26 protein-coding genes are annotated in these 26135 nt (G+C 50.9%); 16 read left to right on the plus strand and 10 right to left on the minus strand.

Annotated elements, in window-relative coordinates; all coding sequences use genetic code 11:
• The first annotated feature begins 4 nt into the window (after nt 1-4).
• The 3 genes from A7K98_RS03685 to A7K98_RS03695 are packed head-to-tail and all read left to right on the plus strand — an operon-like array spanning nt 5 to nt 2049.
• Complete coding sequence (locus tag A7K98_RS03685) at nt 5-670, plus strand: amino acid ABC transporter permease (RefSeq protein WP_087487355.1); 666 nt, start codon at nt 5-7, stop codon at nt 668-670.
• 10 nt (nt 671-680) lie between these two features.
• Nucleotides 681-1331, plus strand: coding sequence for an amino acid ABC transporter permease (locus tag A7K98_RS03690; RefSeq protein WP_087487356.1), 651 nt, complete (start codon nt 681-683; stop codon nt 1329-1331).
• A complete protein-coding gene (locus A7K98_RS03695) occupies nt 1324-2049 on the plus strand; it encodes an amino acid ABC transporter ATP-binding protein (protein ID WP_087487357.1) in 726 nt (241 codons plus the stop codon). The genes A7K98_RS03690 and A7K98_RS03695 overlap by 8 nt, the downstream gene beginning before the upstream one ends.
• A gap of 410 nt (nt 2050-2459) precedes the next feature.
• Here A7K98_RS03695 and lhpI read toward each other — a convergent pair whose 3' ends face one another.
• Nucleotides 2460-4232 (minus strand): cis-3-hydroxy-L-proline dehydratase, encoded by a 1773-nt coding sequence (lhpI, locus tag A7K98_RS03705; RefSeq protein ID WP_198361141.1) that lies wholly within the window; start codon nt 4230-4232, stop codon nt 2460-2462.
• Nucleotides 4233-4477: 245 nt separating this feature from the next.
• Nucleotides 4478-5425 (minus strand): dihydrodipicolinate synthase family protein, encoded by a 948-nt coding sequence (locus tag A7K98_RS03710; protein WP_087487359.1) that lies wholly within the window; start codon nt 5423-5425, stop codon nt 4478-4480.
• Between the two features lie 562 nt (nt 5426-5987).
• Here A7K98_RS03710 and A7K98_RS03715 point away from each other — a divergent pair.
• Nucleotides 5988-6407, plus strand: a complete 420-nt coding sequence (locus A7K98_RS03715; protein ID WP_232461588.1) for an ester cyclase — start codon at nt 5988-5990, stop codon at nt 6405-6407.
• A 10-nt stretch (nt 6408-6417) separates the two neighbouring features.
• Here A7K98_RS03715 and A7K98_RS03720 read toward each other — a convergent pair whose 3' ends face one another.
• The gene (locus A7K98_RS03720; protein ID WP_232461589.1) at nt 6418-6891 is read right to left on the minus strand and encodes a MarR family winged helix-turn-helix transcriptional regulator; all 474 of its coding nucleotides are present in this window, start codon (nt 6889-6891) and stop codon (nt 6418-6420) included.
• Nucleotides 6892-7034: 143 nt separating this feature from the next.
• Here A7K98_RS03720 and A7K98_RS03725 point away from each other — a divergent pair, with 143 nt between their 5' ends.
• The 3 genes from A7K98_RS03725 to umuD all read left to right on the plus strand — a co-directional run bounded on the left by A7K98_RS03725 (nt 7035) and on the right by umuD (nt 9557).
• On the plus strand, nt 7035-7769 hold the full coding sequence (locus A7K98_RS03725) for a pirin family protein (RefSeq protein ID WP_038017877.1): 735 nt from the start codon (nt 7035-7037) through the stop codon (nt 7767-7769).
• A 221-nt stretch (nt 7770-7990) separates the two neighbouring features.
• Nucleotides 7991-8971 carry a LacI family DNA-binding transcriptional regulator gene (locus A7K98_RS03730; RefSeq protein WP_087487362.1) on the plus strand — a complete coding sequence of 327 codons (981 nt, stop codon included), beginning with the start codon at nt 7991-7993 and terminating at the stop codon, nt 8969-8971.
• A 163-nt stretch (nt 8972-9134) separates the two neighbouring features.
• Nucleotides 9135-9557, plus strand: a complete 423-nt coding sequence (umuD, locus tag A7K98_RS03735) for a translesion error-prone DNA polymerase V autoproteolytic subunit (protein ID WP_087487363.1) — start codon at nt 9135-9137, stop codon at nt 9555-9557.
• 162 nt (nt 9558-9719) lie between these two features.
• On the opposite strand, the gene umuC is transcribed toward umuD, so the two are convergent.
• Both umuC and A7K98_RS03745 read right to left on the minus strand, forming a co-directional pair.
• The gene (gene umuC, locus A7K98_RS03740) at nt 9720-10982 is read right to left on the minus strand and encodes a translesion error-prone DNA polymerase V subunit UmuC (RefSeq protein WP_087487364.1); all 1263 of its coding nucleotides are present in this window, start codon (nt 10980-10982) and stop codon (nt 9720-9722) included.
• Between the two features lie 386 nt (nt 10983-11368).
• Complete coding sequence (locus tag A7K98_RS03745; RefSeq protein ID WP_087487365.1) at nt 11369-12268, minus strand: LysR family transcriptional regulator; 900 nt, start codon at nt 12266-12268, stop codon at nt 11369-11371.
• Between the two features lie 232 nt (nt 12269-12500).
• On the opposite strand from A7K98_RS03745, the gene A7K98_RS03750 reads away from it, so the two are divergent.
• Entirely contained in the window at nt 12501-13022 is a 522-nt protein-coding gene (locus A7K98_RS03750; RefSeq protein ID WP_087490347.1) for an SRPBCC family protein, read from the plus strand.
• A gap of 3 nt (nt 13023-13025) precedes the next feature.
• Here the strand turns inward: A7K98_RS03750 and A7K98_RS03755 are convergent, their stop codons facing one another.
• Nucleotides 13026-13892 carry a LysR family transcriptional regulator gene (locus A7K98_RS03755; RefSeq protein WP_087487366.1) on the minus strand — a complete coding sequence of 289 codons (867 nt, stop codon included), beginning with the start codon at nt 13890-13892 and terminating at the stop codon, nt 13026-13028.
• Nucleotides 13893-13987: 95 nt separating this feature from the next.
• On the opposite strand from A7K98_RS03755, the gene A7K98_RS03760 reads away from it, so the two are divergent.
• From A7K98_RS03760 to A7K98_RS03790, 7 genes are all read left to right on the plus strand, one after another.
• Nucleotides 13988-14488 carry a lactoylglutathione lyase family protein gene (locus tag A7K98_RS03760; protein WP_087487367.1) on the plus strand — a complete coding sequence of 167 codons (501 nt, stop codon included), beginning with the start codon at nt 13988-13990 and terminating at the stop codon, nt 14486-14488.
• Entirely contained in the window at nt 14481-15455 is a 975-nt protein-coding gene (locus tag A7K98_RS03765) for a zinc-binding dehydrogenase (protein ID WP_087487368.1), read from the plus strand. The genes A7K98_RS03760 and A7K98_RS03765 overlap by 8 nt, the downstream gene beginning before the upstream one ends.
• A gap of 17 nt (nt 15456-15472) precedes the next feature.
• A complete protein-coding gene (locus A7K98_RS03770; protein WP_087487369.1) occupies nt 15473-16570 on the plus strand; it encodes an NADH:flavin oxidoreductase/NADH oxidase in 1098 nt (365 codons plus the stop codon).
• A 155-nt stretch (nt 16571-16725) separates the two neighbouring features.
• The gene (locus A7K98_RS03775) at nt 16726-17220 is read left to right on the plus strand and encodes a MarR family winged helix-turn-helix transcriptional regulator (RefSeq protein WP_087487370.1); all 495 of its coding nucleotides are present in this window, start codon (nt 16726-16728) and stop codon (nt 17218-17220) included.
• Nucleotides 17204-17962, plus strand: a complete 759-nt coding sequence (locus A7K98_RS03780; protein WP_087487371.1) for a class I SAM-dependent methyltransferase — start codon at nt 17204-17206, stop codon at nt 17960-17962. Before A7K98_RS03775 ends, A7K98_RS03780 begins: the two co-directional genes overlap by 17 nt.
• Before the next feature lie 115 nt (nt 17963-18077).
• Nucleotides 18078-18686 carry a LysE family translocator gene (locus A7K98_RS03785; protein ID WP_087487372.1) on the plus strand — a complete coding sequence of 203 codons (609 nt, stop codon included), beginning with the start codon at nt 18078-18080 and terminating at the stop codon, nt 18684-18686.
• Between the two features lie 76 nt (nt 18687-18762).
• The gene (locus A7K98_RS03790) at nt 18763-19737 is read left to right on the plus strand and encodes a GlxA family transcriptional regulator (RefSeq protein WP_232461590.1); all 975 of its coding nucleotides are present in this window, start codon (nt 18763-18765) and stop codon (nt 19735-19737) included.
• A 58-nt stretch (nt 19738-19795) separates the two neighbouring features.
• On the opposite strand, the gene A7K98_RS03795 is transcribed toward A7K98_RS03790, so the two are convergent.
• From A7K98_RS03795 to A7K98_RS03815, 4 genes are all read right to left on the minus strand, one after another.
• Nucleotides 19796-20989, minus strand: a complete 1194-nt coding sequence (locus tag A7K98_RS03795) for an MFS transporter (RefSeq protein ID WP_087487374.1) — start codon at nt 20987-20989, stop codon at nt 19796-19798.
• A 427-nt stretch (nt 20990-21416) separates the two neighbouring features.
• Nucleotides 21417-22727, minus strand: a complete 1311-nt coding sequence (locus A7K98_RS03805; protein WP_087487376.1) for an MFS transporter — start codon at nt 22725-22727, stop codon at nt 21417-21419.
• 208 nt (nt 22728-22935) lie between these two features.
• Entirely contained in the window at nt 22936-23928 is a 993-nt protein-coding gene (locus A7K98_RS03810) for a LacI family DNA-binding transcriptional regulator (protein WP_087487377.1), read from the minus strand.
• A 194-nt stretch (nt 23929-24122) separates the two neighbouring features.
• Nucleotides 24123-24731: a hypothetical protein gene (locus A7K98_RS03815; RefSeq protein WP_087487378.1), complete on the minus strand. Its 609-nt coding sequence runs from the start codon at nt 24729-24731 to the stop codon at nt 24123-24125.
• 617 nt (nt 24732-25348) lie between these two features.
• On the opposite strand from A7K98_RS03815, the gene idnO reads away from it, so the two are divergent.
• Complete coding sequence (gene idnO, locus A7K98_RS03820; protein ID WP_087487379.1) at nt 25349-26113, plus strand: gluconate 5-dehydrogenase; 765 nt, start codon at nt 25349-25351, stop codon at nt 26111-26113.
• The last annotated feature ends 22 nt before the right edge of the window (nt 26114-26135 follow it).

Genomic DNA, 26135 nt, shown 5'->3' on the forward strand with positions numbered 1-26135 from the left:
CTCTATGCTTGATTATACTTTCCACTGGCGAAGCGCCTTTAATGTGCTGCCACAGATGTTACAGGGGGCATTAGTCACCCTTGAAACCGCCGTGATTACCATGGTACTGGGTGTCCTGATCGCCTTTGCGCTGACGGCCATGCGTAATTCCCAGAGTAAAATATTACGCGGAGTGGCGATGGCATGGATTTCGGTTGCCAGGAACACCCCCTCATTATTCCAGATTTATATCCTTTATTTCGGTTTGGGTAACTTCAACATCAATATCAGCTCATGGACGGCATTGATCGGCGGTATCGCATTTAATAATGCCGGCTATCTGGCTGAGATATTCCGTGGCGGTATGAAAGCGATTCCGGCCACTCAGGTTCGCGCTGCCCGTTCGCTGGGTATGCCGGCATTTATGGCCTACCGGACGATTGTGGTCCCACAACTGCTGCGGGTCGTCTTTCATCCGCTGACTAACCAAATGGTCTGGTCGGTGCTGATGACTTCGCTGGGTGTGGTGGTTGGTCTGGATAATGACCTGACCGGCGTGACTCAAAACTTCAACGTACTGACTTTCCGTACCTTCGAGCTTTTCTCTATTGCTGCAGTGCTTTATTACCTGATTGCCAAGGTCATTGTACTGGGTGCCCGTGGTCTGGGCTGGCGGCTGTTTCGTTATTAAGGGATAACCCATGTTTACTACCAGTTTTACTCTGCAGGACTTTGTTTTCATGTTACAGGGTGCAGCAACCACCTTGGAACTGACGGCAGCCTCGATTGTGATGGGAACGATTATCGGTGTGATTTTGGGATGGGCGAGAGTGGCTCTGCCCGGCCCCACGCTGCCGCTGGCGTTAATTATGGACATCTTTAAAAGCGTGCCTCTGCTGATTCAGTTTGTTCTGTTTAATGCCCTGAAAAGTATTCTTAATCTCGACTGGAGTATTTTCACCATCGGCTATCTGGTACTGGGAATGTACGCGGCTGCGTTTTGTACCGAAATTGTCCGGGCCGGATTGTTATCTGTGCCGCTAAATCTGCGGCGCGCCAGCCGTTCACTCGGAATGACTTACTGGCAGGATATGCGGTTTATCGTATTACCTCTGGCGGTCAGAGTTATTTTTCCCGGCTGGCTGAATCTGTTACTGGGATTAATGAAAGATACCTCACTGGTGATGTGGATTGGCATTATCGAATTACTCAGGGCTTCACAAATTATTGTGACCCGAATTCAGGAGCCTCTGCTGGTGCTGTGTATTGCCGGGGTTATTTATTACTTTATGAGTCTGGTATTAGCCTGGCTGGGTACTTTGCTGGAAAAAAGGTGGCAGGAAAATGATTGAAATTAATAATGTACACAAATCGTTTGGTAACCTGGAAGTCATTAAAGGGGTCAGCCTGACTGTCGATAAAGGTGAGGTGGTTTCGATTATCGGAGGTTCGGGGTCTGGTAAATCAACACTTCTGATGTGTCTGAACGGACTGGAGCCTATTCAGCAAGGGAATATCCGCGTCGATGGTATTGAGGTTCATGACAAAAATACTGACCTTAATCGCCTGCGACAGAAGATTGGTATCGTGTTTCAGCAATGGAATGCATTCCCGCATTTAACGGTACTGGAGAATGTGATGCTGGCACCGCGTAAGGTGCTGGGGCTGAGCAAGTCTGCGGCGGAAGATATGGCGGTTCGACAGCTAAAACATGTTGGATTAGGTGAGAAACTCAAGGCTTTTCCGGGCCGCTTATCCGGTGGTCAGCAACAACGTATGGCGATTGCCCGTGCACTGGCAATGTCACCGGATTACATGCTGTTTGATGAAGCAACTTCGGCACTGGATCCGCAACTGGTGGGTGAGGTTCTGGATACCATGCGTATGCTGGCGGAAGATGGTATGACGATGGTACTGGTCACTCACGAAATTCGTTTTGCGCGTGATGTTTCGGATCGCGTAGCCTTCTTCCGCAATGGCGTGGTGCATGAAATCGGCAGCCCGGAGCAGGTAATCGGTAATCCACAAACTCCCGAAACTGCACAATTTCTGAAATCTGTAGTCGGGTGATTCTGATGGCCGGCAAATCCTGCCGGCCCTGGTTTTTCCTGATTTACTGCTGCTCTGTCCTGATGGCTTTGCCTGTCTTATCCCATCCTTATTGTTCGTCTTTTATTCCAGGCAGTAATCACCAGCTATTTATCAGCGCTCTCAGTAATATCTTTCCGGCGTGGTTGTTTACCCGCAACCTGATGACCACAGCAGGGGAGATTAGCCTGAGCATCGCGGGAAGATAAACCTCAGAGACAATAAACCACGGCTGAGAACCAGAACGGATAATGCCTCTCCGATATCTGGTTTTCGTCGATCATAGCCGGGCGGAAACAGCTGGCGTGCCGGGAAATATTTAGTAAAGAGAGGGCAGTAGATTGTCCGGCAGGATAAAAAACGCCGGGTCAGGCCCGGCGGAAGGAGAGCTATTATCGGTTTTGTTGGGCTGCCACAATCCATTCAGGCACACCGCGTAACCAGCGGCCACTGCATGAAGCTTCTACACAGCTTGCCAGACTGCCGAAGTGAACCTTACGGCCGACCAGCCCCGGAGCATAGTGCGCATATTTACCGGAGTTGGTCATCAGCGTTGATGTCGCTACCGGGATCACTGGTTCACCCAGCATGCACCAGCAGGTATCCGTCACAATCAGAGCGCCAAAGCGTTCCAGTTCCGCAATATACCCGGCGGCGGTTGCCTGAATATTGACCTCACGACCCATAGTCACCACCATTGCGGTGTGCGGATGTTTGGTTTTGCCTTTACACAATGCTGCCAGGTGCGCGCATTCGGTGAATGAAAAATGCGGATTTCCCAGAGAGATTAACTGGACATCGGGTTCTTCAGAACCGTCCAGCTCCAGCCAGGAACGGGCCAGATCATCGGCAGTCACGCTAAGATGCCGCTGCGGCGTCAGGCCTCCCAGTGCAGTCGCGGTATCCGGAGCTTCCGGTGTGATACCCGCGACGTGGAACATCGGTGCTGCTGATGTGGTGGCAAAGGCGGCACCGAAAGCCTTCAGATCGTCTGAGTCGGGTGCTGCATTTTCCAGCCCGTGAATGACAGGGATCTCTGTCGCTGCCAGCAATCCGATATGGTATCCCAGCAAAGGATAGAACGAGTCATCAGCACCGGCAGGTTTCTGCACATCAATCTGTACTGTCGCCCGTCTCCCGTCATCACAATGGCTACCGGTTAACGGTGCCCGTCCGGTGAGCGCGATACAAATATCCAGATAGTCCGGATACTTCAGGGTTCTGGCCCCCAATACACTATTGGCATACACCACTGCATTGGATTCCGCCCATACTATCTGGTCACCTTCTGCCGGTTTGCTGTCGAGCAGATAAGGTGCACAGGTAAAACTGACTCTGGCACCCATATTCAGGTACGCATCGCCAAGCGCACTGGCGGGTTCTCCCAGATCTTTACTGACCCCAAGTTCACGCCATTTACGCTTATCTACCGATATGGAGTTCAGGGTCGTCGGAACCTGGACTTTTCCGCCCCAGGCAACCAGCTGTTCGGCAAAGCGCAGACTGGCAGGGCCGGTATAAATGCAGCCGTCGATATGAGCCTGAGTGATACTGATCAGTTCTGTTGCGCCCTGTAATGCCGCAATGCGTGAAATAAGCTGCATGGCAACCTGAGCGGCTTTCCCGTGAACCCCATCCAGCATCTCCTGATCACGGGGTTGCAGATTCAGTGTGGCCTGGCTGACAGGTTCTGGCTGAGACAATGGCGATGCGGTCAGGCTTTGCTCTCCAAAGCTGGCACAGGCTCCGGTAATTCGGGTGAGGGTACCGCTGGCGGGCAATTCAGCAAATGCCCCGGCACCGATACACAGTACAGGGAAGGATTTACCAAAAATAACTTCGGCAACTAATACGCCAAGTGTCAGTATTTCATCCGGTTCGGCAAGGATCAGCCCGGCGGGGGCATGGCCGTTGAGGATCAACTCCAGCATCACGCTGCTTCCTGTACAGGAGCCGCGTCCGCCTGGAATAGCCAGAATCTTACCAGTGATTATTTCACCGCTTAGCGGGTGATGGCGGTCAATAACTTCACCGCTAAAAGGGTCGATCCCCCCCCAGAAACTCAGGCCAATACTGGCAGAAATCAGTGCTCCTTCGGCACTTCCTTCTACCAGGCTGCGCCCCTGTACAGCGGTAGTTGTCGGGACATTGCTCATTACAGTCATCGCGATACCTGTTATCCGGCTTATCGTTATCGGTGCGGGTTCCGGTTGCCGGTATCAGGGCAGGAGAATACCAGGCTTAACTCTCTGCGGAACCGTGAAACGCCCCTCTGCTATTGCCGCGCTGAGCAGCAACGGTGGGCAGATATTCAAAAAGACACAGAGGACAGGTGTCTGGCGACATCGCAGGTCCTCTGTGCGGAGCGGGAGTAGCTGTTGCTATGGCCGTAGCCGGCCATAAGGCTGAATTACGCCTGATTCAGCTGTGCACTCCAGTTGCTGTACCAGTTACGGAACAGAGTGTACTGGGTTTCTGCATAACGGCGTTGTGCATCGCTCAGTACATCGGTTTCGTTAAAATGCAGTGAGTATTCTTTATCACCGTTCAGGACCATCAGATATTTGTAGTAAAGTACCAGATCGGTTCCTTCATCAAAAGATGACAGAACTGCCAGCGCTGATTCCAGCTCTTTAGCCTGACGACGGGCGGTCGCATCACCCTGAGCCGCTTTTTTACTTAAATCGATCAGTTGCAGAACTTCCCGTGGCAGAGCATTACCAATTCCCGTGATAGCACCGGTCGCACCGCAATTTACAAAGCCATGGAACACCTGAGTATCGACACCAGCCATCAGAATGACATCATCATCCTGAGAGGTGATGTTTTCTGCGGCATAGCGCATATCTGCTGCACCGCCAAACTCTTTAAAACCAATCAGGTTAGGGTACTGGCTGCGCAGTTCAAAGAACAGGTCGGCACGGGTGGCAAAGCCATAGTACGGGCTGTTGTAGATAACGGCCGGCAGTTTTGGTGCCGCAGCCAGAATGGCAGAAAAGTGGGCTTTTTGTGCCGCCGGTGAAGTGCCCCGTGACAGCACCCGTGGAATAACCATCAGGCCGTGAGCACCTACTTTAGCTGCATGTGCCGCATGGGAGACGGCTTCTTTGGTATTGACGGCCCCGGTACCCACAATGGTCGGTACGCCAGCAGCTACCAGACGGGCAACGCCTTCCTGACGTTGAGCTTCGGTCAGCAGTGGCCAGTCACCCATTGAACCGCAGTACACCACTGCGCTCATACCGATATCAATCAACTCACGGCCTTTTGCCACCAGAGCATCAAAGTCAGGCTGGCGATCCGCATTACACGGTGTCATAAGGGCAGGGATAGTGCCGGTAAAGATATTTGTGCTCATCTTATTTCCTCCAATGTCTGTTCGGACATCGCTAATCGATTCGCAGGCGCGGGCGGCTGCATTAAGGGGTAAATTCCCTGCCGGCATTATTGGGTCATATCACCCTGCCCGGGAGTTTCGTTTATTGTCTATCAACTATGGTATACGATATACATGAGGGTTTGGCTTGTAAAGCCGATCTGATCTAAGAAATTCTTATCTTTGGGATCTGCGTTGTATTTAAAGCAATAATCAGGGAGATGGCAGAGTCTCTGGCCTGTACATGACGGTGATTTTTACGCTTTTGATCGCAGGTATCCCGCCCCGGTCGTTTGTTTCGACAATTTCAGTGATTCCTAAACTCACCGGATCTGAGCCATGGCAGAATACTCAGTTTGTCTGTTCCATCATACCCTGCGAATCTAAAACGTTCAGATCTCCTTCTGTGACGGGGCATTTTGGACCAATTCCGGGTTGATCGCTGCCAGTAACAGACTGGTGAGGGATCTGGTAAGGCTGACAATCTGCTTGTATTCTTTTTCATCAATATATACAGTCTAACTGTATATATTGAGAGGGCAGGATGATGTCAGAACAAAACAAACAGATAGTCAGGCGTTTTAATCAACAGGTGATTGCCGAAGGGAACCGGCAGGCATTCGATGAACTGGTCGCTGAGCAGTTTATTAATCATACCGCTCCACCGGGGATGGCCAGTGATAAGCAAAGTCTGTGGAATACCTTTGACAGGGTGCTGCGGCCGGCGATTTCACAGTTACAGGTCAGTCTGGAACTGCTGGTGGCAGAAAACGATATTGTCTCGGCCCGCAAAATCATTAGCGGATACCATACCGGCCCACTGGGTGGGGTGATGGAAACGGGGCTGCCAATAGTTATTTCGGTATTTGATATGGTACAGATTCGTGACGGGCGTTATATCGCCCATTGGGGGCTTAATAATCTACCGGAAGTGATTCGTCAGTTACAGGCGGCATCACATTAGCCGCGATGTATCACTGATGATTCTCTGGTGGTTGCAGCCCTGCATCGAGCAGTTTACGCAGTGCTGCCAGCCCGTGACGTAGTTCTTCCTGCGATGCTGTATCCAGTTTGCGGTGCAATTCACCGGCAATCCATTCTGAGCGCAGAGCTCTGGCAGCCGCTAACTGACTGCGTGCATCGTCGGTTAATGTAATTAACTGTGCGCGATTGTCTGCCGGATCTTTCTGGCGGACTACCAGCTGTTGTTGTTCCAGCTCGGCGGCAACCAGCCGCATACTCTGGTGTTTGACCCCCCGCAGTCGCGCCAGTTCAGCCACCGACAACGGACCGGAGGCTTCCAGCAGTTCTAACGTTTCGTGCTGAGAATTGCGCTGGGTTCCGGTCGCCTTTCTGACTTCACGGACAAACGCACTAATCACCTGTCTGAGTTCTTCACCTAATTGCTGTGTCTCTTCTGCCGGGCTATTGTGGTGAACAGGTGACACGATAATCTCCTTCGGGAACAGAGGCGGCCGTCCCTGCTCTGCAGAGTATGGCGGGTATTAGTGTGGATACCGGATATTTCTCAGCAGCATATCATTTAATTAAGGTTGTCAGTGGTAATTCCTGACCGGCTATGGAGATCGTTATGTTTCATTTATTACGTGCTGAACCTGACACGGCGTTTGAATATGGAGCATTCAGAATTCGTCGTATGCGCCCTGGTAATATCCTTCCCGGGCGCGAGGATCCCTCTCTGGGGCCGCTGAGTATTATCGATCACAGTAACCTGCAAACAGGTACCCTGGTCAGTATGCATCAGCATCAGAATGATGAAATTCTCAGCTATCTCTGGCAGGGCTCAATGGTGCACGAAGATCAGCAGGGTAATCGTGTGCCGCTGTCGGCCAAAAAGCTGATGATGATGAATGCCGGTGAAGGGAGCTGGCACGAAGAATCAACACCAATTGTTCCTGCGGAACTGCTGCAGATTTTTATCCGTCCCTGCGCGGCAAATCTGCCGCCCCGGGTGCAGTTTATGGATCGCCCTCAGGGAGTGATCACCGGAGAATGGACATTGCTGGCTGGCCCTGAAGGTGAAAATGCCCCTCTGGATATCCGCCAGCAGGTGTTTATTTATGATATCAGGCTGGAGCACAAAGATAAGGTTGCCATTCCGTCACGGCCGGGGTTTGCGCAATATCTGTATGTGATGGACGGTGAAATCGATGTAACCGGTCCGCCACTGTATAAAGGTGATGCAGTCTGTAGTGAAGAGGGAGAATTACCGGCAGTGGAATCTACCGGAACTTCGACTCTGGTCTGTTTCCTGGTCCGGCTGGATGCTGTCGCGGTAACCGACGGGATCATCAGCGGTTCGTAAAATACTGACCGGCGGTTACCCGGGACTCCTGAGTGGAGGATTGTGTCATCGCCGGTAAAGGTTTTTTTTTCCGTTCACATCCGACGCCATTCCGTGTAGGGCAAGGCCTGGCACTGAATGGCTCGTGTCTGACGGCAGGAATCTGCTGCCGTTCGTACCTGCAGTTCTTAAACTGTGCTAGCCTCTGATTAATCAATTGATCGCAGGATGGCGGGTCTTTTATGTCGATACAAAAAATAGCCAGGCTGGCAGGTGTATCTGTTGCCACGGTTTCCCGTGTGCTGAATAACAGTGACAGCGTAAAAACCAAAAACCTTGAACGGGTGCTGGCAGCCATCCGTGAGTGTAACTATCAGCCTAATTTGTTGGCTCGTCAGCTGCGAACCTCACGTAGTTCCATGATCCTGGTGATGGTTTCTGACATCGGCAACCCGTTCTGCGCCGATGTGGTTAAAGGTATTGAAGAGCAGGCTGAAAAGAATGGTTACCGGATACTGCTATGTAATTCCGGCGCCGATCCGCAACGTTCCCGTTCGAGTCTGGCTTTGCTCTCGGGAAAAATGGTTGATGGTATTATTACCATGGATGCCACTTCCCGGTTACCGGAGCTGACGAACCTGATTGGACGGATGCCCTGGGTTCAGTGTGCTGAGCATGCCGATGCCGGTGATATTTCCTGTGTCGGCATTAATGATCATGATGCTTCTGGTCATGTGGTTCGCTATCTGTTGTCACAGGGTTACCGGCGGGTAGCATTGATCAATCATGATCTGAATTATAAATATGCCCGTTTTCGTGAGGCAGGTTATCTCGATGCACTGCAGCAGGCCGGTAATGACTTTAGCGCCATAGAATATGCCAGCGATTTAAGTTTTGCTGCCGGTAAGGCGGCCATGGATAAACTGCTGAAAACAGAGCCACGGCCTGATGCTGTATTTGCTATTTCAGATACCCTGGCAGCAGGGGCGATGTGTGCCATTCAGGATGCCGGGCTTGCCATTCCTGACGATATAGCAATGGTAGGTTTCGATGGCATTCCACTGGCTGAGATGGTTTCCCCGCAACTGACCACCATTGAACAACCTTCGGCAGATATCGGACGTCAGGCGGTCAGCTTATTGCTGAATAAAATTGATAATCCGGACAGTAATGCTGAGAGGCTGGTTCTGGACTGGCGTCTGGTGGTTCGGTCCAGCAGCTGAATATCCGGCACTTTCCCGGGGCCGGCGGCTCCGCTGATGAATAATATTCGGAAAATATCCTGTTTAGTCATTTGGTTGACAAAAATCCGAATTCGCCATCTTGATCTGTTTTGCTGATTAACGTTACTGTATATATATACAGTTAATTTCCGGGAGCCCGGTTATGAAGTTTTATCAGCCCGCAGAGATCCGCGCGATTCTGGAACTGCCTTTTTTTATCAGCCGCGTCCCTTGTGGTTTCCCGTCACCGGCACAGGACTACATCGAACAAAGGATCGATCTGAATCAGCTACTGGTGAATCATCCCGGGGCGACTTATTTTATCCGGGTGAGCGGCGATTCCATGACAGAAGGCGGGATCGATGACGGGGATATGCTGATTGTTGATAGTTCGCTGACTGCCGGACACGGGGATATTGTGGTGGCTGCGGTCAGCGGTGAATTTACAGTAAAACAGCTGATGCTGCGTCCTTCCCTGCATCTGCGGCCAATGAATGCCAGGCATGCGGAGATAGCCATTACTGATCCTGATCAGTTTGAGATCTTTGGGGTCGTCAGACATGTGGTAAAAACCTTCGGCCAGTAAAGGCGAAGAAAGCGGACAGGGCTATGGAGGAGGCTGCCAGCCCGGGAAAAGCTGCCTTTTCTGCAGGCGTTACTGATATCTCAAACTCCATCCCCCCTGAATATCCTTAATGGCTGCCCTCTCTAAGAGATTTCCGCCATCGGGGAGCTGGATAACGATCGGTTACTTCGCCACAGGCAGATCGGCATAGCGTGTGGTATAGGCAGGTGACAGCATATCGCGCTTCATTGACCAGCTTTTGATAATTCCCTGTCCGGCGAACCATAACTTGCCTTTACCACTCTGATTCAGCCCGTCGATAACACGCATCAGCGCTTCACTGTTGGCCCGGGGGGCGTATTCGTCAAACAGGTTGAGCTGTGATACTCCCTGGCTGAAAAAGTCCCCCAGTACCACCCCGGCTTTCATATAGCGATGCCCGTCGCGCCAGATATTTTCCAGAGCATTCATTGCGATACGAACAATATCGCGGGTATCGTTGGAAGGCGTCAGTAGTTTTCCGGTGGCCTGATTACCGTAAAATGTTTCGCCAGCGGCGTGGGGGCTGGTGCGGATAAATACGGTGATCTGTCGGCAGTACTGCCGTTCACCGCGCAGCTTTTCAGCAGCGCGTTCAGCATAAGCACAGACAGCCTGACGCATAGCAGTGAATTCGGTAATACGGGTACCGAAAGAACGCGAGCAGATGATTTGCTGTTTTACCGGGGCAAACTCTTCCAGTTGCAGGCAGGGTTCACCACGCAGTTCACGGACCGTGCGTTCGAGCACCACGTTAAAGTGTTTGCGGATAATCCAGGTACTTTGTTCCGACAGATCTTTAGCGGTGATAATCCCCATGGTATTCAGCTTGCGGCTAATTCTGCGGCCAACTCCCCAGACTTCCTCTACCGGCACCAGCGACATCAGTTTACGCTGGCGTTCGGCATTCGATAAATCCAGCACACCACCGGTCTTTGTCCATTTCTTCGCGGCATAGTTAGCGAGTTTGGCCAGTGTCTTGGTTGGCGCGATGCCAACACCTACTGTCAGGTGTGCTTCCTGTTTCACCCTCCGACGAATATCATGACCGAACTCCTCCAGATTCCTGCAATTTCGGATACCACTCAGATCCATAAAGGCTTCATCGATCGAATAGATTTCCACCGAAGGGGCCATACTCTCCAGGATCGACATCACACGATCACTCATATCGGCATACAAGGCATAATTTGAGCTAAAGACATAAATGTTATGCTTTTTTATCTCATCTTTTAGCTTAAAGTACGGAACGCCCATCGGAATATTTAGCTTTTTCACTTCGGCACTGCGGGCAATGATGCAGCCGTCATTATTACTCAGCACGATCACTGCTTTTCCCCGCAGATCCGGCCTGAATACCCCTTCACAGCTTGCATAGAATGAATTGACATCAACCAGCGCAAACATAAGCCCTCCGTGATATTGGTAACTGAAAAGATCGCTTCGTCATCAGCCGGATAAACCGGCAGATAACATCGTTGGCCGGATAACAGCAAGCGGGGCTGACGGGAAAACGGCCCTTCAGGTTGTCAGTGGTTGTGATAAAGAAGCTCATTTTTTGTTCGATTTATACTGTTTGTATATACAGTATTTGCCGATGGAAAAAACGGGTCAAGTCTCTTATGGAACAAGACAGCAAAGCTTTTGGCGGGTAAGGGAATTTAGCGGGCAGGGCGATACCCGGCAGCAAAAAAGTGGCAAATAAAAGGGCCCGTTCAGGGCCCTTATAAAAAGAGTACAGAGAGACAGTTAGTGTTTTTTACGGCGCCAGTAACTGACAGGCTTTGGCTGTCTCAGATGGCGATAGCAAACAATAATTCCCGCAACCAGCGCTGCCCGGCATCGCGGTGTGATCTGTCATGCCAGACCACCGTTTTGGTAAAACCTTTAATGTCCAGCGGTGGCTGCAACACTTTCAGCCCGGGCAGATTCATCGCCAGCCGGCGCGGGACCACACTAATCAGATTACTGACACGGAGAATTTCTGGCAGTACCAGAAAACTGCAGACCGAAAGAGTAACCCGCCGGGAACGGCCCAGCGCATCAAGAGCCTCATCAGTGACGCCACGAAAATTTCCACCGGTATATGACACCAGGGCATGGTCCTGAGTGCAAAATGCATCCAGTGTCAGGGCGTCAGCCCGTGCCAGTGGGTGTTGTTCGCGCATTAAACAGACATAGTCTTCGTGATACAGGGAGCGGGCATGCAGCCCCGGAGGGGCGCTGTCGGGAGTAACCAGAGCAATATCAATGTCGCCGCGTTCAAACTGAGCATTTAGTTGTTCATTATTCACCGGCAGCACTGCAACACGAATTGCAGGCGCCTGTAGCTGCAGAGCCGCCATAAACGGGACGATCACTGCCCGCAGCGCGTAATCGGTGGCAGCAATATTCAATGTGATTTCTGCGGTGGCAGGGTCAAAAGCCTTCGGCTGCAACAGTTCGCTGACTTCCGCCAGAATCGCTTTTACCGGCTGAGCCAGTTCAAGAGCGCGCAGGGTGGGAATAATTCCGCGCTGGCTGCGGGTAAACAACGGATCATCAAAACACTCACGTAACCGTGTCAGCATGCCACTAACCGCCGGCTGTGTCAGAGACAGCCGTTCAGCGGCACGGGTAACACTGCGTTCATCCAGCAGCGCATCCAGTGTTTTGAGTAAATTGAGATCAAGGGTGCGGATATCGGTTTTCATGGCTCTCTGACATAACAGGAAACTCAGAATACAGCTGTTATCAAAACATGAGCCGGGTAATTTAGCCAGTCAGACGACCATAAAATCTCAGCCTGCAATGGATTAAGATATCATCTGGGGTGATATCTGAGATAAAAAATGGTGATTGGCCTTATTTCTTCAGCCACCTGATAATTTCGCTGTCCGCTATACAGAATGTGTAGCTTTTCATGATGGAGACAGCGCGATGAAAATGAATGCAATTAACTGGCCGGAAGGTTTTGTTCCGGGCTTTTCTGATAATTACTGCTCGAATGAAGTGATTGTGGCTGGCCTGACGACTGAAGATATCTGGCCATTACTCAGCACCCCGGCACGCTGGCCTGAATATTACAAAAACTCGGCGAATGCTCGTTTCTATGACAATAAAGGCCCGGAGCTGGAGCAGGGAGTTCGTTTTTACTTCGAAACTTTTGGTTTCCCTGTGGAATCTAAAGTGACCGAATATGTTGCGCCAGCTGCGGGTGAAGCTGCCCGTGTTTCATGGCATGGCTGGGCGGGTGAAGAAGGAACTGACGAGCGGCTGGACGTGCTGCATGCCTGGCTGGTGGAAGATCTGCCGGATAACCGCGTACGTATCCTGACCCAGGAAACACAGAATGGTAAGCCCGCGGTTGAACTGGCTAACGCGAAGCCTAACCCGATGATTAATGGTCATCAGGACTGGCTGGATGGCCTGGTTGCTGCCGCGAAAGCTGCAAAAGCTGCGAAGTAATTATCAGATCCGCTGGCTCAGCCACTCCAGTGCCTGCTGTGCCCTGGAAGAGAGTGGCCACTCGGCCCGGTGAATTAACCAGATGGTATCTACCAGCCCGTGGGTACCTTCGATGACCCGGATATCCTGAGCTCTGCTGAATGCCAGCCGGGCGAAGCGGGGCAGAACTGAAAAGCCAAGCCCACGGGCGACGGGTTCCAGAATCAGGCTAATCTGGTTGCTGAATCCGCGCTGTGGCAGGTTGCGCACTCCGGGATTGCCGGGAAAGTAGCGACTGAGAAGCCGGGTTGCCATTGCTTGCCCGTCAGGATGATCAATAAAACCCAATGCTTCCAGATCCTGCCAGCCAGATACGTCACAGCCTGCAGGTACTACCAGTTCCAATGGTTCTTCGGCAAAGCTGCGGAAAGCCAGGCGTTTATCATCCGGTTTTTGCGTGACCAGACCCATTTCAAAACGGTTATGCAGTACGGCATCGGTCACTTCACTGTCCGGAGCGAAGCGGTGCCGGATGCTTAAATCGCGATGCTGCTCCTGCCAGTCCAACAGCAGCGGATAAAGGCGCAGGCCGATACTGCCGGGTGAGATCAGACTGATCTCACCACAGGTGATATCCCCTTCACCAAGACGTAACTCAAGATGGCGCTGTGCACGGTCCACCTGCTGGCAATAGTCCAGCAACGCGCGACCGGCAGGGGTCAGTTCCATCGGGCGTCGCGAGCGAAGCAACAACGGTCCCAGTAGTTGCTCAAGATGCCGGATGTGCTGACTGACTGCGGCCTGAGTAATTCCCAGTTGTTCGGCACTGTCTGTAAAGCTGCCGGTTTCTGTCAGGGTAGTAAATGACTTAAGCCACTGGGGATTAAACATAATAAAATTTTATACAGCCTATAACCTGTTCACTGTTTTCATTATACATGATGCCACGTAGCCTGTGGATCTATTCATCTCAGGAGAAATTCATCATGCCAACACCTTACCCGCGGACTTTCTCGCACATTGGTCTCTCAGTGACTGATCTCGATGCGGCAGTAAAATTTTATACCGAAGTGATGGGCTGGTATCTGATTATGCCGCCTACCGACATTCAGGAAGACGACTCCGCCATTGGTGTGATGTGCAGCGATGTGTTTGGCGGTGGCTGGGAGAAATTCCGCATCGCTCATCTGTCCACCGGGGATCGGGTTGGTGTAGAGATTTTCGAATTCAAAGCTGCGGCAAAACCGGAAAATAACTTTGAATACTGGAAAACCGGCGTATTCCATTTTTGCGTTCAGGATCCTGATGTTGAGGGGCTGGCGGAGAAAATAGTCGCCGCAGGGGGAAAACAGCGGATGCCGGTTCGTGAGTATTTTCCGGGGGAGAAACCGTATCGCATGGTTTATATGGAAGATCCGTTCGGTAATATCATTGAAATTTATAGCCACAGTTATGAATTAACTTATTCAGCAGGTGCTTATGTCTAATCATCAGTTTACGCCCCCCGAGCACTGGCAGGCCCGGGTATGGCCAGGCGGTAACGATCTGCAGGCATTAACAGAGCAGACCGTGAGTGCAACCCCGTTGCAGCCCGATGATGTGCTGGTAAAGAATGCGGCGATTGGACTGAATCCGGTGGACTGGAAAGTTCTGGGTAACCGTGCGGGCTGGGTACCGGGAGTTGATGGTGCGGGCACTGTGGTAGCGGCCGGAAGCGAGGTTGATCCTCAGTTGATTGGCTGCCGCGTGGCTTATCATCAGAATCTGCAGCGTGATGGCAGCTATGCGGAATACACGGCCATCCGCGCGCAAACGGTGATGCGTATTCCTGATGGTCTGGATTTTGTGACAGCAGCTGCATTCCCTTGCCCGGGACTGACTGCCTGGCAGGCAATAGAAAAGATCCCTGTTACTCCGGGAGCCGCAGTTCTGATTGCCGGTGCCGGAGGCTCAGTAGGGAATTTTCTGGTTCAACTGGCCAGTGCCCGTGGCTTTGAGGTGACGGTACTGAGTAGTGAGCGTCACTGGTCACGGCTGCATGCTTTGGGGGCAAAATACTGCCTGGATGATGAGCGCTATCAGGCCAGTCAGCCACGGCGTCGTTATTTTGCCGTTATTGATGCCGTAAATCAGGACCATGCAGCTCTGTTATCTGCAGATTTGCTGGCCAACGGCCATCTGGTCTGTATTCAGGGGCGGGTTGCGCAGTGGCCTAATCCGGCGTTTGGCAGGGCGTTATCACTGCATGAAGTCGCACTCGGTGCGTTGCATCAGCATGGTGATGAAAGTCAGTGGCGTGCTTTGACACAGCAAGGAGAGCGTATGCTGCAGCAGATAAATGCAGGTACTCTGGAAAGCGAATTATTGCTGACGTTCCCGCGAGAGCAACTGGCCGAACAGCTGCTTAGATTGAAACACCGCGACTTCAGCGGTAAACAAATTATTGTGTTGTAAGGTAAACAGGAGAACCGATGGATCTTTTTACCCCTTTTACGCTGAAAGATATTACGCTGCGCAATCGCATTGCGGTACCACCCATGTGCCAGTACAGCGCAACTGACGGACTCAGCAATCACTGGCACAGGGTTCACTATAACAGTCTGGCACGCGGTGGAGCCGGGCTGGTGATTGTTGAAGCAACCGCGGTTTCACCCGAAGGCCGGATTACACCGGGCTGCCTGGGACTGTGGAACGATCAGCAGGCCGAAGCACTGGCACAGATAGCCCGCGAAATTAAAGCGACCGGATCGGTGCCAGGAATCCAGATAGGCCATGCTGGTCGCAAAGCGAGTGCCAATTTACCCTGGGAAGGGGATGACCACATTCCGGCGGATAATCCGGCTGCATGGGAAACAATTTCTCCGTCAGCGGTGGCTTTTGGCGCGAATCTGCCACGGGTGCCCAAAGAAATGACGCTGCAGGATATTCACCGCGTACGGGATGATTTTGTCAGTGCAGCAAAGCGTGCCCGTGATGCGGGTTTTGAATGGCTTGAACTGCATTTCGCTCATGGTTATCTGGCTCAGAGCTTTTTCTCTGTACACGCGAATCAGCGCACTGACGAATATGGTGGTGATGCTGAAGGGCGTGGCCGGTTCCTGCGCGAAACATTCGATGCAGTACGCGAAGTCTGGCCGGAAAACCTGCCGCTGACCGCACGTTTCGGAGTGCTGGAATTTGATGGCCGCGATGAGGAAACCTTGCAGGAAGCGATGATATTAACCCGCTACTGGCGGGATCAGGGACTCGACCTGCTGAGTGTCAGCATGGGCTTCTCCACTCCCGATGCCAGTATCCCCTGGGGGACCGCATTCCTTGCTCCCATTGCTGAACGGGTACGTCGTGAAACCGGGGTGCCGGTAGCCTCGGCATGGGGAATTGACTCTCCGGTTGTTGCTAATCAGACGGTGGTTGATGAGCAACTCGACCTGGTGATGGTCGGTCGTGCTCATCTGAAAAACCCGCACTGGAGTTATCAGGCGGCACTGGCTCTGCATAAAGACCGGCCGTCCTGGGTACTGCCGGCCCCTTATGCACACTGGCTGGAACGCTATAGCGTTAGTGAGTAACACTGAAATGGCGCCCCGATAAGGGCGCCATTTTTTTACCTGCAAACTGGCTGTTTAGCGAAAAAACGGTGGGAGGATAAAAAAGAATCACGGACTATTGCTAAAAAAATACATTAGCACTAATGTATTTTTAATGATCAGTCGTGGAGTCATGTATGAAAATTAAACCCGGTCTGGGGGAATTACTCAGATATCTGGCTGAGTTAGTGGATAAAGGTTCCGAAGAAACTTACCGGAATATGAATATCCGCTACCGGCCAAGGTTCACGCCAATTTTACGGGCTATGAATGAAGGGGCAGTGACGGTTCAGGAAGTGACAGCAGCGACCCGCCTTACTCAGGGAGCTGTCAGCCAGTCAGTGGCTCTGATGGAACAGGAGGGGATTGTCAGCCGCCAACAACTCAGTGATGGCCGAAGTTCAGCACTCAGCCTGACACCAGAGGGAGAAGCGCTGACCGGACGATTACTCAGCCACTGGGAGGCCATTTTTAGCGCGATAGCCACGCTGGAACAGGATGCAGGATGGCCGGTAATGCGTTCTCTTGAAACGCTAATCCATTGCCTTGAAACACAGAGTTTCCAGGAAAGAATTGCACTTGCCAGTGCGACATTGCCGGTAACAGGAGAACAACATGCAACAAACCGTTAGTCAGCGTAACTGGTTCAGTGCCGGTGGCAGTGATTATGCACAATACCGTCCCCGTTATCCTGCGGAGCTGGCGGCTTTTCTGGCAAGCCTTGCACCGGACAGACGGTCAGCTTTGGATGTAGGTTGTGGTAACGGGCAATTAACCTGTCTGCTGGCCGACTATTTTGAGTCGGTCACAGGCACGGATCCCAGTGAGACGCAGATTCAAAGTGCGATACCGCATGAGCGGGTGGTTTACCATTGTGCACCGGCTGAGGCTTTGCCACAGGACGATAAACAGTACAGCCTGATTACTGCAGCCCAGGCTGCTCACTGGTTTCAGCTGGAGCAGTTTTACCGTGAAGTAAAAAGAATTGCTGCACCGGGTGCTGTGATTGCACTGATAAGCTATGGGGTACTGCAGTTGGATGAGCAGTTAAATGAACGTTTTCTTCATTTTTATCATGATGAAATCGGGCCATACTGGCCGTCGGAAAGGCGACTGGTTGATAACGGTTATCGCGATATCTGTTTTCCGTTTAATGAAATCACCACTCCGTCGCTGCAAATTAGTTATCAGTGGAATCTTCAACAACTGCTGGGTTATATCTCCACATGGTCAGCAGTAACACGGGCACGCGAAGCCGGAAATTCTGCAATTCTGCAGCAATTTAGTCAGGATATTGAAGAGTTATGGGGAGATGCGCAACAACTGAGGGCGGTCAACTGGCCGGTAATTATCCGGGCCGGTAAAACCGGTTGATGCAGGGGAGGATCTGCCGGTCCTCCTGCCTTGTCGTTATCCCACTGTCAGATGTCCATTCTGTACATGTTTAATCCGCCATATTGCCCTTACGCTAAGCAAAAAAGGAGGCAATATGGATCTTACATTATGGTGTTACTTTGCTGCAGCCTGTTTCGGGCTGGCACTCACCCCGGGACCTAACGCAATGCTGGTGGTGACACACAGTGTCAAATTTGGTCCCTCGCTGACCCTGTATACCATTGTCGGCGGTGTGGTGACATTTATGGTCCTGATGGTGATTTCCGTATTAGGGATCTCAGCACTGTTGAAAGTCGTTCCATCGCTGCTGCACTATATTAAGCTGGCTGGCGGGGCTTATCTGCTGGGATTAGGGATAAAACAATGGATGCAGCGCTCAGTGGAGATTACCGGCAAAACCGGCAACTCTGGCAAGTTGATGCTGTTTTTGCAGGGAGTGGCGGCGGCGGCTTCCAATCCCAAAGTCTTTCTTTTTTTTGGTGCGTTCCTGTCTCAGTTTATCAATCCACAACAGGCGCTGGCAGGTCAACTGGTGGTGATGGTACTCACGTTTGCACTGGCAGAGTCTGTCACCGAAACTATAGTGAGTTTAACGGCTGGCCGTTTCCGTCATTTTCTGTTGTCTTACGGACAGCAGTTCAGCCGGTTTTGCGGGACCGTGTTCATTATCATTGGCGGCTGTTTTCTGCTGGTCGCAGAGTGAACTTTTGCAGGTCAAACCGTGCTGCCTGTGAAATCAGAACCGGGGATAAGTACCAAATATGTCAGTACAGTGTCAGGTGAAATTTATACTTCTGTTGATGCCAGGATTCTCATTACTGTCGCTGGGAGGATTTCTCGATAAGCTGAGATTCTCAGGCGATGATGAAGACTACAGTCGGCAGGTGATATGCCACTGGACACTGGCTTCACTCACTACCGGTCCGGTGAAAGCCAGCTGCGGGGCACAGCTGCTGCCCGACAGTTGTCTCAGCTCGCTGCAGCTGAGCACCGGAAGTTGTGATTATTTCGTTATCTTCGGCGGCAATATTCCCTCAGTGGTGCTGGCTGAAGCAGCCCTTTATCAGCCATGGCTGAGGAGTATCAGAAATAAAAGCATTCCGCTGGTAAGCATAGATAATGCTGCGTTCCTGCTGGCAGCCTGTGGACTGGCCGGCCAGCAGATTCTGGTGCACTGGCGGCATTACAATGAATTTGCTGAAGCCTTCCCGCTGATAACCCCTGTTACCGACCAGAACGTGTTACAACAGCAGCAGGTCTACTCCTGCCCGGGCGGTCATGCCACTATCGAACTGGCGACATTGTTGCTGGAGAAAAAACTGGGCAGTAGCAGGGCGTACAAAGGGCTTTCGGATATGCTGGTGGCCGGTTTTTCCGCTCCGGCAGCGGCTGGCTGGCATTTTGCGGATTTACAAAACAGTACAGCACCGGTCAGAGCAGCCATCATCACTATGCGGAAAAATATCAGCAACAATCTGAGTGCTGAAGAAATTGCCCGTAGCAGTGGGCTTTCCCGCCGGCAACTGGATCGTTGTTTAATCAGTGAAACCGGTTTTACCTCACGCCAGTTATACAGTGAAATGAAACTCGATTATGCCAGCTGGTTAATGCTGAGAACCTCGCGAAGCCTGCAGCAGATTGCTGCCGAATGTGGGTTCACGGACGCTTCACATTTTAGCCGGCATTTTAAACGCCGGAGTGGCAGTTCTCCGGCACGCTGGCGGCTCGAAAACAAGCCGCCAGTAAACAGCTGACAGAACAGAGATCAGGAACAGCATCCTGTTCTGGTTGAGCCTGATTCCGGGCAAAATATCAGGGAGATTGTTTTGGCGAATGGCTGGCTGCAGAAGTACAGAAAAATGCCAGCGTAACCATCAGCAATACCGGCAGCATGGCCATTTTCAGACCGGCATGCTGACCGATCATTCCCAGTAACGGCGGTCCGGCCAGAAAAGCGACATAACCAACAGTGGCGGCAATGGTGACACGGATATTACTGTTATGGCCTTCCCCGGCCGCTGACAGCGTCAGCGGGAACCCCAGCGATGCGCCAATTCCCCAGAACAGTACTGCCACAGCTGCCAGCCACTGGCTGGAAGAAAAAACCACCAACAGCAGACCGGTAATTGCTGACAGAGCACTCAGTCTTAGCATCAATGCGCGACCAAAACGGCGGACAAAACTGCCACCAATAAACCGGCCCAGAGTCATGCCTGCGGTAAAACCAACATAGACCAAAATCCCACTGGAGTGACTGAAATGATATTCATCGGTCATCAGCAGTGGCACCCAGTCGTTAGCGGCACCTTCGGCCAGTGCCATGGCCAGAATCACCACACTCAGCCAAAGCAGACGTTTGTCGCGCAGCGCACGGGCGACCTGCCTCAGATAGCTGTCATGATGGGTATCGCTGCTGATTTCCTGTTCACTGTGCCAGCCAAGTCGTTTAATCAGCGGCAATACACATAAGGCAGCCAGTATAAAAATCAGACTAAAGTGCCACTCAGGAGCAAGCTGCAGGTAGGTCATCAGCATTCCGGCTAATGCTCCGGCCAGGGTACCGCAGCTGAAAAAACCATGCAGTATCGTCATTATTGGCTTTTTTTGCCGTCGTTCGAATGCAGATGCTTCAATATTAATACAAATATCGGCTAATCCTGCCCCAAAACCAAACAGAGCGAGAGCAGTAAATGCCAGTATGACACTCTGCAGATGCAGGCTCAGTGCTAATACCAGTAATCCGCTCAGCAGCAGAAAATATCCGCTAATCATGATCTTACGGATGCCAAAATGGTTGATCAGCTTGCCAGCCAGTAAGATTCCCGCCATAGAACCGCAGGAGAATCCAAACAAGATCACACCCATCGTTTCAACTGAGGCCTGTAAAATATCCCGCATCGCCGGTGTCCGGCTGACCCAGCTTGACCAGCTGAGCCCGGGCAAAAACATTAAGGCAAATAACGCAATCTGTTGAGTCAGCGCGGTTTGTCGTTGATTGTTGTTCATGCTGTTCCTGAAAATCGTTGCTCCCTGACTCTCCGGTGAAGGCCCAAAGAGGGTATGCCGGGAGATTCCTTATGCCGGGATACAATTCTGCGTAAAGTGCTGCGAAGTACAAGTGAATATTCTGATAAAAGCCAGTAGAGATGCTGGTGGTGATCTGAGGTTAGTAAAACAAAATCGTGTCATTGGCTCTGATGCTGCTGGCAGAACTGCTTTCCGGCAGACCTTTACCGGCGCTGTAATCCGGGGCGAAACCCGCCATATTGCAGATTGCAGTGATTCCGGGATTTACGTTACCTGCTGCGGATGAATAAGGAGAAAGTCGTTAAACCCCTTCCGGTTGAGTTTAATTCGTTACACGGGGTTATCAGAAAAATACGCCCTGAAAGGTGAAGGCTGCACCCGGCAACAGCGTTACCGGGTGACAGTATTATTTGGCATCATGAATACGTGGGGTGAAATTCTGCTGCCGTGCCTCTGCCGGGCGCAGATCACACTGCGTTGGCAGTAATGCCGCAATAATCCCGGCAATGATCAGAGAGCCTGCCAGAGTAACAACGGCTGCATTCTGTCCGTACAGGTAGATCATTAATCCGACCAGCCAGGGGCCGCAGAAACCGCCCAGATTCCCCAGTCCGTTAATTACACCACGGGCACTACCGGCTGCTTCCGGCGGTGCAATACGTCCCGGAATACTCCAGAACGGGCTGGTGGCTGCTTTCAGGAAAAAGCCGCAAGCCACCAGAGCCAGATAAGCAGCCAGCACAAATTCACGTAACAGGACTGAGGCCAACAGGCAGGCCGCAAAACAGAACAGAGAAATCATCACCCATTGCCGACGTTTGCCGGTTTTATCGCTCAGGTAAGAGACGACATAAATCCCTGATAACGTCGCGATAAAAGGTAGCACTGTCAGCAAACCGACGTTACCAATACTAGCTCCGGTCAGGTTTTTGATAATAGTCGGCAGCCACAGAGTGTATCCGTAATCACCTGTCTGATAGAAAAAGTTCAGAATCACTAACTTCATCAGGCCCGGGTTATGGAAAACCTCTTGCAGGGGAGCATGACTGATCGGAGGGAGTTTGCTCCGCTCGGCCTTGTCACGGGCCATTTCGCGCAGCAGATATTCCCGTTCTGCTGCCGGCAGCCAACGGGCATCTTCAGGGCGGTCACTGACCATCAGCCACCAGACTGCCAGAACCACTACCGACAGTAATCCTTCGATAATAAATAACCAGCGCCAGTCTAGCAGTGCAATAATCCATCCGGAGACAGGGGCGGTAATCATTCCGCCAAGCGGGGCGAACATCATGACAAATGCATTAGCACGCCCCAGCTCTTTTTCAGGAAACCAGTTGCTGACCATTGTCAGAACTACCGGCAACATCCCACCTTCAGAGACCCCCAGTGCAAAACGTAAAATCAACAGCTGGTACTGATGAGTCACAAACCCGGTAGCGACAGAAACAACGGCCCAGGCAACAAGCGACCAGGCAATAAAACGTTTACCACTGCCACGTACTGCGATATGCCCACCAGGAACCTGCAAAAACAGATAACCAATAAAGAAAATACCGCTAACTACCCCGGCCATCTGGCTGGACATCAGCAGATCCTGCTCCATACCGCCCGGCAATGCGAAACTGATATTTACCCGATCCATAAACGACATGATGCAGGCTATCAGGATCGGCACAATAATCCGAAACCAGCGGGTTCCCGGCTGTGATTTTTGCATGATATATCCCCTTTCTGTTTTGTCAGTTGACGCAAAGCAGAACCCTGCGGGTGCAGTTACGCGCTGCGAACTGTGCTTATCAGGAGCTATAAAACGTGTTTTTGCACTGACAGTGTGGGATCAGGGTCACGTAAGGGCATGTTAAGAAAGTGTGTTACAAGGTTCGTGAACCAGGCAGGGATCTGACAGGGATAAGGTCGGGAAAAGCTCAGAGTGTTTCTCCGGCCGAAAGCTGGTAGTGGAGATCTAAATGGATTTCCGGGGATTGTCCGGCAATTTTCTGCAGCATAATTTCAGCCACGGCTTTGCCTATTTCGAAACGTGGGGTGATAACGCTCGCCAGTTTTAACGGCGTAACCTGGCCAATTTCCAACCCGTGAAAACCAGCAATACTTAGCTGTTGTGGGACTTTCACTCCTGACTGCAAACACTCCTGTAGCACACCCACCGCTAAATCGTCGTTTGTACAGAGGATACCGTCAACGTCGGGATACTTATGGCGGGCGAGGGCCATCATGCCGTTACCGATAGATACTGATGATATTTTGTTGGGTGTGATTTGTCCCGACGGGCGCCCGGCCTGCTGCATGGCCGCACAATACCCGGCAAAACGTTGCTGATCCCGTAAATCGGACATCGAGCCAAAATAGATAATGTTCTGTCTGCCGCGGCTAAGCAGCAGTTGGGTCATATCAAAGCCGGCCTGATGATTATCAAATCCGACACAGATCCGCCCCGGCTGATACTGATTGCCCATGACTTCTGCGACCGGGATTGTGGCAGCTTTCAGGTATTTTTCGGCACGTACCGTATGTGTAGATTCAGAGAGAATGAGCCCTTTGACCTGCATTGCCAGTAGTGCGGCTATTTGTTCCTCTTCCCTGTCAGCATCGTAATCGTAACTTACCACCACTGTTTTGAAGCCGGTATTACCGATAACGGATTCAATACCAGCCAGTAGTCCCGGAAAGATCTGGTTATGAAATGACGGGATTAACACACCAATACGCGCTGTGGTCTGGCTGGCAATTTGCGGGTTGTCCTGATCAGGCAGGTAACCCAACTCTTTGATGACCGCAGCAATTCGCTGTGATGTTTCAGTGGTAACTTTTTCTGGTGTACGCAGATAACGGCTGACCGTCATTGGAGTCACTCCGGCCAGAGAGGCGATATCATGCAGGGTAATACGCTGGTTTTTCATACCGGAGATCCAGGCAACCTTAACGGAATAGCTGCAGCAAAATGCCGCCAGCGTATTAACAGGTTACTTCAAAAATAGCCGGCATGTCACTTTAATGTAACCTGAAATCTGTCGTGGTCTCTGTTCGCCAGAGTCGGTTTTTTGTTGCAGCCCCTGGAGCACTCTGGTGGCGCTCCAGGACTGAGTCGGTAGTTTCAGGGATTAATTAAACGGCCAATTGAACGAAAGAATTGTGTCTGCTCTGCACCTTTTTTTATGGCACCTTCACGGTAAAAGTAGACTTTACGCAGATTACAGTTAAGCAGCTCTGCAATATTTTTAGTGTTCAGGTTGTAGAGATAGGCACGTAGCAGAGAAACCTGCTCTTTGTTGAGATTGAGCCGATTTTCAAATATAACACTATAATTTCTTTTACATTTTTCGCTGTTGTTACGGCAAAGTATGCGGATGAAGAAGCTGAAGTCATCCAGAGATAATCGTTTATCCAGCTCAAAATCGGCATTTTTGATACTCATAAACTGATGCAGTACAGAAAGCAGACAGACTTTACATTCCGGCAAGCTTTGTTTAATTCTTAAAATATCGCTTTCCGGGTCAATGACTATCGAGTGGGTCGTGAGGGTATCATAGAAGACGAATTCAAAACTGCCCGCTGACGGGTGATTAAGCAGCTCATCGACAGAGGAGAACTCCTGAACTGATATATTATCAGAAATGTATCTGCATAAGGTTTTAATTGCGATACAGGTATAATTACAGGTATCAACAATAGCAATTGACCGAATGACTTCCTTGTTATTCATATAGCACCACATTTTTTTTACAGTGTTGATTTTTATGTGAAATCCATGTACCGGTGATATTGGTATTGGTGCCCGTGTGAGACATTTCCTGGCGCTGTCAGTGATGACATCCGACTCACGGTATATTTTATTGAGTAGAGTTTCTCTCCTGGTAATAATAATATCGTTTGATTATGTCAGTTATTTACCCCTTGTTCCAGCAGGCCAGGTAGAATTATCTGAAAATAAGAATATTACAGTTTTAGCAAAGCGTTATGTGGAGCCTTTTAGACGCTAATTTAAAAACTTGAGGCGCAGAATATCTGTCATAAATAATCATTGTCCTGGCGTTTATTTGTCATTTTTATATTCAGTATTTGTCACAAATGATCCGGTGAAGTTTGCTTTATGAAAAAATACCAACGGTTTGTTGAGCATAATGATAACCACTGTGCAGTCATTGCGGCGAACAATACTTAAGCTCCAGTGTTTCGCTGAAAGAAAAATCATGTCGTGGATAAATCTGACAAAGATCACACATTGTAAATAAAGGGCCAAAAAAAACAGTCATCCTCTTTCATGCGTAGCCAGAAGGCGAGTAAAGTTACGCGTAACAGTTGATGAAATGAGATTCTCTGATGAGTAAATTATTCGATTTAACCGGCAAACGGGCACTGATTACCGGGTCAACACAAGGACTGGGATTGTTGATGGCGCGTGGGTTGGGCGAGCACGGTGCAGAAGTGATTATTAACGGACGCGACCTGCAACGTTGTGAAAGCGCGGTCGCAGAATTACAGACGTTAGGAATCCGGGCCAGCGCCAGTGCTTTTGATGTCACCGATCCTGCCGCAGTCACCGCCGCGATTGAACGTATTGAAACCGAAACCGGCCCGTTGGATATTTTAATTAACAATGCCGGAATCCAGTATCGTGCTCCTTTCACGGAGTTTCCGGTGGATCAGTGGGACAGGATTATTGACGTCAATCAGAAGTCAGTATTTCTTGTTTCACAGCAGGTTGCCCGAAAAATGATGACCCGCAAGCGCGGGAAAATTATTAATATTTGCTCAATGCAGAGCGAATTAGGACGCGATAATATTACGCCTTACGCTGCCTCAAAAGGTGCGGTGAAAATGCTGACCAAAGGGATGTGTGTCGAACTGGCACGCTATAACATTCAGGTCAACGCGATTGCTCCCGGCTATTTTGATTCAGAAATGACGGCAGCTCTGGTAAACGATAAGCAATTTTCTGACTGGCTGTGTCGCCGGACTCCAGCCGCTCGCTGGGGAAAACCTGAAGAACTGATGGGTGCTGCGGTATTTCTGTCAGCTCAGGCCTCGGATTTCGTTAACGGTCATGTCTTATTTGTCGACGGCGGAATGCTGGCCTCAGTATAAAATACAGGGGCAGACGGAATCA

Source organism: Tatumella citrea, from assembly GCF_002163585.1.
GTDB classification, from domain to species: Bacteria; Pseudomonadota; Gammaproteobacteria; order Enterobacterales; family Enterobacteriaceae; genus Tatumella; species Tatumella citrea.

Bases quoted from the DNA above. Each gene is read 5' to 3' on its own strand.
- A7K98_RS03685 (WP_087487355.1), top strand. From the start codon at position 5: ATGCTTGATTATACTTTCCACTGGCGAAGCGCCTTTAATGTGCTGCCA.
- A7K98_RS03690 (WP_087487356.1), top strand. From the start codon at position 681: ATGTTTACTACCAGTTTTACTCTGCAGGACTTTGTTTTCATGTTACAG.
- A7K98_RS03695 (WP_087487357.1), top strand. From the start codon at position 1,324: ATGATTGAAATTAATAATGTACACAAATCGTTTGGTAACCTGGAAGTC.
- lhpI (WP_198361141.1), bottom strand. From the start codon at position 4,232: ATGACTGTAATGAGCAATGTCCCGACAACTACCGCTGTACAGGGGCGC.
- A7K98_RS03710 (WP_087487359.1), bottom strand. From the start codon at position 5,425: ATGAGCACAAATATCTTTACCGGCACTATCCCTGCCCTTATGACACCG.
- A7K98_RS03715 (WP_232461588.1), top strand. From the start codon at position 5,988: ATGATGTCAGAACAAAACAAACAGATAGTCAGGCGTTTTAATCAACAG.
- A7K98_RS03725 (WP_038017877.1), top strand. From the start codon at position 7,035: ATGTTTCATTTATTACGTGCTGAACCTGACACGGCGTTTGAATATGGA.
- A7K98_RS03730 (WP_087487362.1), top strand. From the start codon at position 7,991: ATGTCGATACAAAAAATAGCCAGGCTGGCAGGTGTATCTGTTGCCACG.
- umuD (WP_087487363.1), top strand. From the start codon at position 9,135: ATGAAGTTTTATCAGCCCGCAGAGATCCGCGCGATTCTGGAACTGCCT.
- umuC (WP_087487364.1), bottom strand. From the start codon at position 10,982: ATGTTTGCGCTGGTTGATGTCAATTCATTCTATGCAAGCTGTGAAGGG.
- A7K98_RS03745 (WP_087487365.1), bottom strand. From the start codon at position 12,268: ATGAAAACCGATATCCGCACCCTTGATCTCAATTTACTCAAAACACTG.
- A7K98_RS03750 (WP_087490347.1), top strand. From the start codon at position 12,501: ATGAATGCAATTAACTGGCCGGAAGGTTTTGTTCCGGGCTTTTCTGAT.
- A7K98_RS03755 (WP_087487366.1), bottom strand. From the start codon at position 13,892: ATGTTTAATCCCCAGTGGCTTAAGTCATTTACTACCCTGACAGAAACC.
- A7K98_RS03760 (WP_087487367.1), top strand. From the start codon at position 13,988: ATGCCAACACCTTACCCGCGGACTTTCTCGCACATTGGTCTCTCAGTG.
- A7K98_RS03765 (WP_087487368.1), top strand. From the start codon at position 14,481: ATGTCTAATCATCAGTTTACGCCCCCCGAGCACTGGCAGGCCCGGGTA.
- A7K98_RS03770 (WP_087487369.1), top strand. From the start codon at position 15,473: ATGGATCTTTTTACCCCTTTTACGCTGAAAGATATTACGCTGCGCAAT.
- A7K98_RS03775 (WP_087487370.1), top strand. From the start codon at position 16,726: ATGAAAATTAAACCCGGTCTGGGGGAATTACTCAGATATCTGGCTGAG.
- A7K98_RS03780 (WP_087487371.1), top strand. From the start codon at position 17,204: ATGCAACAAACCGTTAGTCAGCGTAACTGGTTCAGTGCCGGTGGCAGT.
- A7K98_RS03785 (WP_087487372.1), top strand. From the start codon at position 18,078: ATGGATCTTACATTATGGTGTTACTTTGCTGCAGCCTGTTTCGGGCTG.
- A7K98_RS03795 (WP_087487374.1), bottom strand. From the start codon at position 20,989: ATGAACAACAATCAACGACAAACCGCGCTGACTCAACAGATTGCGTTA.
- A7K98_RS03805 (WP_087487376.1), bottom strand. From the start codon at position 22,727: ATGCAAAAATCACAGCCGGGAACCCGCTGGTTTCGGATTATTGTGCCG.
- A7K98_RS03810 (WP_087487377.1), bottom strand. From the start codon at position 23,928: ATGAAAAACCAGCGTATTACCCTGCATGATATCGCCTCTCTGGCCGGA.
- A7K98_RS03815 (WP_087487378.1), bottom strand. From the start codon at position 24,731: ATGAATAACAAGGAAGTCATTCGGTCAATTGCTATTGTTGATACCTGT.
- idnO (WP_087487379.1), top strand. From the start codon at position 25,349: ATGAGTAAATTATTCGATTTAACCGGCAAACGGGCACTGATTACCGGG.